This window comes from Streptomyces sp. NRRL S-495 (assembly GCF_000966955.1).
GTDB classification, from domain to species: Bacteria; Actinomycetota; Actinomycetes; order Streptomycetales; family Streptomycetaceae; genus Kitasatospora; species Kitasatospora purpeofusca.
In genome coordinates, this window is record NZ_JZWY01000735.1 from 1 (window position 1) to 8,065 (window position 8,065).

7 protein-coding genes and 1 pseudogene are annotated in these 8,065 nt (G+C 74.9%); 7 read left to right on the plus strand and 1 reads right to left on the minus strand.

Annotated features, from left to right (window positions below; all coding sequences use genetic code 11):
- The first annotated feature begins 399 nt into the window (after positions 1-399).
- Entirely contained in the window at positions 400-813 is a 414-nt protein-coding gene (locus VR45_RS32170; protein ID WP_045943418.1) for a universal stress protein, read from the plus strand.
- Positions 814-948: 135 nt separating this feature from the next.
- Here VR45_RS32170 and VR45_RS42880 read toward each other — a convergent pair whose 3' ends face one another.
- The gene (locus VR45_RS42880; RefSeq protein WP_052709536.1) at positions 949-1,251 is read right to left on the minus strand and encodes a chaplin; all 303 of its coding nucleotides are present in this window, start codon (positions 1,249-1,251) and stop codon (positions 949-951) included.
- Between the two features lie 405 nt (positions 1,252-1,656).
- Here VR45_RS42880 and VR45_RS32180 point away from each other — a divergent pair, with 405 nt between their 5' ends.
- From VR45_RS32180 to VR45_RS32205, 6 genes and pseudogenes are all read left to right on the plus strand, one after another.
- Positions 1,657-1,944: a hypothetical protein gene (locus VR45_RS32180; RefSeq protein ID WP_045943414.1), complete on the plus strand. Its 288-nt coding sequence runs from the start codon at positions 1,657-1,659 to the stop codon at positions 1,942-1,944.
- Positions 1,945-2,079: 135 nt separating this feature from the next.
- Positions 2,080-3,710 (plus strand): annotated as a pseudogene (locus VR45_RS32185) (PLP-dependent aminotransferase family protein).
- Positions 3,711-3,862: 152 nt separating this feature from the next.
- The gene (locus VR45_RS32190; RefSeq protein ID WP_045943415.1) at positions 3,863-4,372 is read left to right on the plus strand and encodes a hypothetical protein; all 510 of its coding nucleotides are present in this window, start codon (positions 3,863-3,865) and stop codon (positions 4,370-4,372) included.
- A gap of 221 nt (positions 4,373-4,593) precedes the next feature.
- Positions 4,594-5,454, plus strand: coding sequence for a YwqG family protein (locus VR45_RS42885; protein WP_052709537.1), 861 nt, complete (start codon positions 4,594-4,596; stop codon positions 5,452-5,454).
- A 156-nt stretch (positions 5,455-5,610) separates the two neighbouring features.
- Entirely contained in the window at positions 5,611-6,696 is a 1,086-nt protein-coding gene (locus VR45_RS32200; RefSeq protein WP_045943416.1) for a hypothetical protein, read from the plus strand.
- 522 nt (positions 6,697-7,218) lie between these two features.
- Positions 7,219-8,065, plus strand: an 847-nt coding sequence (locus VR45_RS32205; protein ID WP_045943417.1) for a family 2B encapsulin nanocompartment shell protein, incomplete at its 3' end; no start/stop codon positions are given.

The window sequence follows — 8,065 nt, forward strand, 5'->3', positions numbered from 1 at the left end:
GGCGAGGTCAGTGGGGGGTTACCGTGGGTATGGATCTTGGTATTGGGCTGTTTTGAAGGCAAATGTCCCGATTTTCAAGATCGAATGCGGGGTGGAAGTGGTCCGGGCCACTCCGGGGGGTCTGTGAGGCCGGGCACACGGTCGACGGGGTGTGGTGGGCCGGTCGCGGCGGGTGCGGGAATCGGGGTGCGGGGAGGGGTGCGGTGGTGGCTGCGGGTGGTCCGGGCCACAGCCCTCACCCGCCGTGCCCCGTGCCGTCACCCGCCGTGTCCGGCATAGCCTCGGGCCATGAGCAACGACAGCGATGCGGAGCAGGGGTCGGCGGCCGCCGACGGGGCCGAGGAGCCGGGCGCGGCCGTGGCGCCGTCCGGGTTCGAGCTGGGCACCGACGGGCCCAAGATGATCGTGGCGGGCCTCGACGGCTCGGATTCCTCCTGGCGGGCGACCGCCTACGCGGCGGGCCTGGCCCGGCGGCAGAACGCCACCCTGGCGATCGCGTACATCCAGCCGGTGCTGGGCGCGGCCACCGCGCTCGCGGGCGCCGCCGTCGAGGAGACCACGCAGGAGATTGCCGAGGAACTGCTCGCCGCCGTCCGCGAGGCCGAGCACCGGCTGCGCGACGTGTGGCGGGTGGAGTGGCGCTTCCTCACCGTGCGCGGCGACCCCTATACGGGCCTGGCCCGGCTGGCCGACGAGCTGCGGGCGGACGCGGTGGTGGTCGGCGCCTCCGAGCAGGCCGGGCACCGGGTGATCGGCTCGGTCGCGGTACGGCTGGTCAAGGCGGGCCGCTGGCCGGTCACCGTGGTGCCGTAACCGCCGGGCGTCCTCCGCGCGCGGGGGAGCGGGGAAAGGGGCGAGGGCTGCGGCCCCGGCGGGTGCCGGGTCCGCAGCCCTCGTGCGGTCGGTGCGGGGGCGCCGGGCGAACCGCGGGCGCGCGTCGGGCACCGGTCAGAGAATGGAGAGGCTGTTGCCGCAGATGTTGGTCTGGATGTTGATCGGGATCTGGATCTGGTTGCCGGACAGCACACCCGGGGAGTTGGCCACGATGCCGTTGGCGTAGGCGCCGCCCTCGTTGATGCAGACGGTGCCGCCGCCGCCAGGGAGGCCGTCCGGGAGGCCGTTGTGGACCGGGGCGTTCGGGGTGTGGTGCACGGGGGTGTCGCAGTCGAGCGCGAGGGCGGGGCCGGCGGAGAGAACCGCCAGCGCGGCGCTGAGGCCGGCGGCGAGCAGGTACTTCCTGGTGTTGGTCATGGCGAAGGAATAGCCAGTCGACACGCCTATGACGACATAATCCGACCATAAGGTCACCCGATCGCAGGCGGAACCGCACCCCGATGCAGGAGTCCCGCCGCCCGCCCGGCGCACCGGAGGGGCGGTCCGGCCGCCGCTGTGGTGCGGCCCCGCTCCGGGGACGCCCGCTGTTCGCCGCGGGCCGGGGTGTCCGCTGCGGCCCGCGCGCCTGTCCCGCGTGCCTGACCCGCGCGTCCGTCCCGCGCGTCCGTCCCGCGCGCCTGTCCCGGTCGGAGAACCGGGCCGGAACGGGACCCCGGCCCCGTGCATCCGGGACAGCGGCCCTCCGACTCTCGAGGTACGGCCGCCACCGGGGTCGGACCACTCCGGCGGCGGCCGCCACCACGGCACGAACGGGAGACCCGTATGTACGCACACTGGGGTACCTTCACCAAGAACGACACCCTCGGCGACTGCCTCGGCCTGGCCCAGACCGCGCTGCAGCGCCAGGGCTTCCAGGTCTGGGACCTCGCGGGCGACGGCGACTACCAGGTGATCGGCGGCAACGCGGACGTGATCGCGATCGTCGTCTGTGTCCCGCAGTCCGGGAACATCTGGCTGACCGTCAGCGCCTACTCCACCGATTCGACGCTCGCCGAGCGCACCCGCAACGACGTGCGCTCGTTCATCGTCAACTCGATCCGGATCGACTGACCGGCGACTGACCGGCTACTGACCGGCTACTGACCGGCGTCGAACCGGCGTCGAACCGCGCCGGACGGTCCGGCGGCCCCGGGGCGGCAGGCCCGGCCCCGGGGCCGCCGGGGCCCGGCGCTAGGCTGCGGAACCATGACGGACACTTCGGTCGATCCGCCCCGGACACCCCGCCGCAGTCCCGCCGGCACCCGGCCCACCGCCAGCACCGCCACCGCCGCCACCGCCCGCCCCGCCGAGGGCGCGGCCCACTCGGTTCCTTCGGCCCACTCGGCTCCCTCGGCCCCTTCAGCCCCGGTCGGCGAGCGCTCCGCCGCCGGAGCCGTGGGCCCCGCCGGGGCCGACCTCCACCTCGACCTGCCCGCCACCGGCAGCCGCCGGTCCGCCCTGATGGACGCCCTGCGCGAGGCGATCCGCAGCGGCCGGCTGGCCCCGGGCACCCGGCTGCCGCCCTACCGCGCGCTCGCCGCGGNTAACACCGTCGCCGACGCCTACGCCGAGCTGGTCGCCGAGGGCTGGCTCACCGCCCGCCAGGGCTCCGGCACCACCGTCGCCGAACGGGCCGAACCCGTCCCCCCGACAACCCGTCCCCCCGACCCGGGCCCGCCGCTCCTCCCGCCCGCCGCGCCCCGCGCACGACCTGCGGCAGGGCCAGCCCGACGCCGCCGCCTTCCCGCGCACCGCCTGGCTCGCCGCCGGCCGCCGGGCGCTCACCGCCGCGCCCAACGAGGCGTTCGGGCCCGGTGATCCGCAGGGCCGGCGCGAACTGCGGGAAGTCCTGGCCGACTACCTCGCCCGGGCCCGCGGGGTCCGCACCGACCCGGACCGGATCGTGGTCTGTTCGGGCTTCGCGCACGCGCTGCGGCTGCTGTTCGACGGCCCGCGCGCGGTCCTCCCGGCCCGGACGGCCGGGCCGCTCGCCGTCGAGGGCTACGGGCTGGCCTTCCACCGCGGGCTGCTGGCCGCCGCCGGGGCCACCACCCGCCCGCTCCCGCTCGACGAGCACGGCGCGCGGGTGGGCGGCCTGGCGGAGGACCCGGAGATCCGCACGGCGCTGCTCACGCCCGCCCACCAGTTCCCGACCGGCGGACCGTTGCACCCGGGCCGCCGCGCGGCGGTGGTCGACTGGGCGCGCGGCCGCGGCGGACTGGTCCTGGAGGACGACTACGACGGCGAGTTCCGCTACGACCGGCAGCCGGTCGGTGCCCTTCAGGGCCTGGACCCGGAGCGGGTGGTCTACCTGGGGACGGCCAGCAAGAGCCTCAGCCCCGCGCTGCGGCTCGGCTGGATGGTGCTGCCCGACCACCTGGTGGACCGGGTGCTCGCGGCCAAGGGCGAGCGGGAGGCCTGGGCCAGCGCCCTGGACCAGTTGACGCTCGCCGAGTTCATCGACTCCGGCGGCTACGACCGGCACGTCCGGCGGATGCGCCGCGCCCGTCCGGCGGATGCGCCGCCGCTACCGCGACCGCCGGGACCGGCTGGTCGGCGCGTTGGCCGAGCACGCCCCGCACATCGAGGTCACCGGGATCGCGGCCGGGCTGCACGCGGTGCTCCGGCTCGCGCCGGGGACGGAGCGCTCGGTGCTCAAGGCGGCCGCCTACCGGGGGCTGGTCCTGGACGGCCTGGCCGACTACCGGCACCCGCTGCTCGCGGCGGAGGCGATGCCGGCGACGGACGGCCTGGTCGTGGGCTACGCGACCCCGCCGGACCACGCCTACCCGGCGGCGCTGGAGGCGCTCTGCGCCATCCTGCCGCCGCCGCTCTGAGGACCGGGCGCGGAGGGTAGGCCGTCGGCCGCCGGACGGCGGGCGGAACCAGGAGGTAATGGCCCGAGGTGTCCGCTCCACTGTCATATGCCAGTACGGACCGGTGCGGAGGCGGGCCCCGGCGCGCGCACGGCCACCTACGCTCATTGGTCATGCGCACTTCATTTCTGAGCCGTGCCGGCCTGCCCGCGATCCTCGCCCTCCTCCTCGGCCTGCTCCTGTCGGCCACCCCCGCCCACGCGGACACCCCGTTGCTGTCGGTCTCCGTCGACCGGACCACGGCCACCCCCGGCTCGGACGTCACCCTGACGCTGACCCTGACCAACCCGCACGACACCGCCGCGTACTTCGTCTACGAGTCCGTCCAGCCGACCTACGGCACCACCCTGAACACCGGTCTGAAGTACGCCTTCTCCTCCTGCGGCGGCAACGTCACCGCCTGCGACACCGGTGCCACCAGCGGCCTGGTCCACCACTCCGTCCCGGTCGCCGCGGGCGCCACCACCACCGTCACCCTGACCTACACCATCGGCACCGACTCGGTCTGCGGCGACGGCGCGCGGATCGACTTCTACACGTACCTCTACTACGAGTACGCCTCCGGTGCGGCCAGTGACTCCGGCATCTTCCAGGTCCCCGGCAACGAGGTCACCTGCTCCTGAACCGCTCCCGCTGAACTGCTCCCGCTGAACCGCTCCCCCCAGCCGGGCCGACCGGTCGACAGGTCGTCGGCCCGCTCCCCGTCAGGTGCCGATCATCCCCCCGTACCGGCACCTGACGGGGCCTCCGCCGTTCCCGCCCGCCGTCCCCGCCCGCTGCTGCCGCCCGCCGTGCGCCGGGTCGGCCGACCGGTGTTGTCGGACCCTCGTGGCAGGCTTGGCGCATGGCCGAACTCGTGACCACCGACACCCCCGTGGCCGCGCCCGCCGAGGGTGCGCCGCCGATCCCGGGCGACGTCGCGGAGCTGATCCGGGCCCGCGTCGGCGAGCAGCCGGCGCCCCTGGTCGAGCGGTTGTTCCGCTCCTCCCTCGTCCTGGACCAGGTGCCGGACCCGGACCCGGACTCCTCGGACCCCGCCGGCGGGGTCGGCGCGGTCGGCCTCCCCGGTGCGGACACGGCGCCGGTCGGGCAGCTCGGCGGGTTGCCCGCACTCCCGGTGGACACGGCCTGGCCCGAGGCCGGCGGCCGCCCGATGCAGCTGCTCGCCCAACTCGACTGCGCCGCCCTCGCCACGGCCTTCCGGTCCACCGGGCCGGGCGCCGAGGGCTGGCCGCTGCCCGCCGAAGGGCTGCTGCTCTTCTTCCACGACGAATGGCTCTCCGACTTCAGCGGCCGGGGCTGCCGGGTGCTGCACGTCCCCGCCGGTGCGCCGCCCCGGCCGGCCCCGGACGTCGAGCAGGGCGCGCCCACCGTCCCCGCCGTTCCGGTCCGGGCCGCCTGGGCGCTGTCCGCGCCGTCCTACCAGGACCAGGAGCTGGAGCGGCTGTTCCCGGACGACTTCCTGGTCGCCTTCGACCTCGCCCAGGACCTCGCCGAGCGGCTGCCCCGGCCCGAGGTCCGGCTGCTGGGCTGGTGCGACACGGACACCGGCCGGCCCGAGGGCCACCGCCCGCTGCTCCAGATCGGGAGCGGCGCGCTGGCCGTCGACTGGGGCGAGTGCGTCAACGTCTCCTTCTGGATCTCCGAGGAGGACTTCGCGGCCGGCCGCCTCGACCAGGTCCGGCACGGCTTCGAGGTCGCCTGACCCCGGCCGCCCGGCCGCCTGACAGGCGGGAGCCGGAGGGCGGAGCCTAGGGTGGAGGAAGGCCCGGGTGAGCGGTCGGACGCGAGCGCTCGGACGTGAGCGGTCGGACGCCGGTCCGGGCATGGCCGGAGCGTGCGGCGGAGCGGTGGGACGAACGTGGCCCCGAATACAGACGCGGACCCCGAGCACCCGGACCCCGCACGACCGGAACGCCCCGGGCGCCCGGGGCCCGCAGGCCCGCCCGACGCCCCGGCCGCCCCGCAGCAGGCGGCACCCGGAGCGGCGAAGGAGGGCGCCCCGGTCGCCGAGCTGGTGCGCTCGATGCGGGCCCACCCCGCCCGGCTGCCGGAACTGCTCGCCGTCTTCGCCGTCCGCCACCGAGGCCCCCGGGCCGCCCGCCGGGTCGCGGCACTCCGCGCCGCCCACCCCGAGGCCACGACGGGCGACCTGGCCGCGCGGGCCGTCGACCACGCCCGGCTGGTCAGCCAGAGCGAGGGCGCCTTCGTCGGCGGGCCGTTCCTCTGGCTCATCCCGTTCGCCTTCTGCACCGCCCTGCTGGCCCAGGCGCAGCTGCTGCTGGAGCTCGCCGCCCTCGCCGGGAAGGACCCCGCCGACCGGGCCCGCGCCCCCGAGCTGCTCGTCCTCCAGGGCGCCCACCCCGACCTCGCCGCCGCCGAGCGGGCGCTCGCGGCGGGTCCGGAGCCCGCTGCCGCCTCCCGGCCTCCCGGCCGGTTCCGGGGGTTCTGGGACCTGATCCGGCGGATGGCCCGCCTGCTCGGCATCACCAGCGAGGACGCCGTCCCGCCGCCGTCCCGCTGGCGGTCGGCGGGGGAGTGGTCGCTGCTGGCGCTGGTCCTCCTGATGGGTACCGTCGCCCCGTTGGTCTGGCTCCCGTACATGGCGCTGTCCTACACCTGGGCCACCGACCGGCTGGCGGTCCGCGGGGTCGCCCACTACTTCGGCGGCGACCCGTTCGGCTGGCCCGGACTGCACCGGGCCCGCGCGGACCCCGGGGTGGTGGCCGCGGCGGGCCGGGCGCTGGCCGCGCTGCTCGTCCCGGTCGCGGCGGTGGCCGGGCTGCTGCTGGCCGATATCCGGCTCGCCGACAGCCGCTGGCCGGTGCTGGCCCTGGTCCTTCTCGCCCTGTCCGTCACGGTGGGCGCGCTGTGGTGGACCGTGCACCGGCGCAACCTGCGGGCGGCCAGGCGCGCGGCCCGGTCGGAGCACGGGCCCGAGGGGTGACCCTGGGCTGCGGCCGACCGGCTTCCCGACCCTCCTGACGACGGCTCGGAAAGCTGTGGCAGGGCTTTCCCGCAGGGCTGCGGGGGCGCCCGTGGCGGGCTGACCGGCACCCGGATTCGTACTGTGTTCGAGCATCGAACGCATGTTTGCCATGCCCGCACTCCATCGGCCGAGGTGCGGGTCTTCGCGCTGCTCCGTTCGGGTGGAGTGAATCGTTCCTACGTCTGGACGATTCGCATGCGCAGAAACGTGACTGCCCACCGGCGCAAGGGTGACGGATTCAAACCTTCCGATCGGAGAGATTCACCCAATCGGGGGGCACTCGGTTGTCGTACGGGATGGGCCGTGTGGCGGTGATCTAGGGTTCCGGTGGATCGCCCGAGCGGGCGCACCGCATCGCGAAGACAGTCAACACCCGCACCGATACGCGTATCTGATGATCCGTCGACACCTGGCCCCCGGCTACCGCCGGTCGCGAGACGGGTCGGCGTGACTGATCACACGAAATGGAGAACCCTGCCGATGACCGTGGAGACGGCCCCGGAGACACCGCAGGTGGCGCAGTCGAGCCTGACGACGGCTGCTGCCCGCAATCTCGCCACCACCACCAAGTCCGCGCCGCAGATGCAGGAGATCACCTCCCGCTGGCTGCTCAAGGTGCTGCCCTGGGTGCAGGCTGCCGGTGGCGCCTACCGGGTCAACCGCCGACTGACCTACACCGTCGGTGACGGCCGGGTCGAGTTCATCAAGACCGGTTCCGAGGTCCGGGTCATCCCCCAGGAGCTGGGTGAGCTGGCGCTGCTGCGCGGGTTCGAGGACGACGAGGTGCTGACCGCGCTGGCCGACCGCTGCGAGCAGCGCGACTTCGGCCCGGGCGAGGTGCTCGCCGAACGCGGTGAGGCGGCGGACCGGATCTACCTGATCGCGCACGGCAAGATCAACCAGATCGGCATCGGCAAGTACGGTGACGAGACGGTGGTCGGCGTGCTCGGTGACGGCGACCGGTTCGGCGAGCAGTCCGTGCTCGACCAGGACGCGGTCTGGGAGTTCACCGCGAAGACGGTGACCGCCGGCACGGTGCTGTCGCTGCCCCGCCGCGACTTCGAGCAGATCCGGGACAACTCGCCGGCGCTCCAGGAGCACCTCACCGCCTTCCTCGCCCTGCCGCTCCAGCGCCAGAACGAGCGCGGCGAGGCCGAGATCGCCATGTCCGCCGGCCACCACGGCGAGTACCAGCTGCCGGGCGCCTTCGTGGACTACGAGCTGAAGCCGCGCGAGTACGAGCTGAGCGTCGCGCAGACGATCCTCAAGGTGCACACCCGGGTCGCCGACCTCTACAACCAGCCGATGAACCAGATCGAGCACCAGC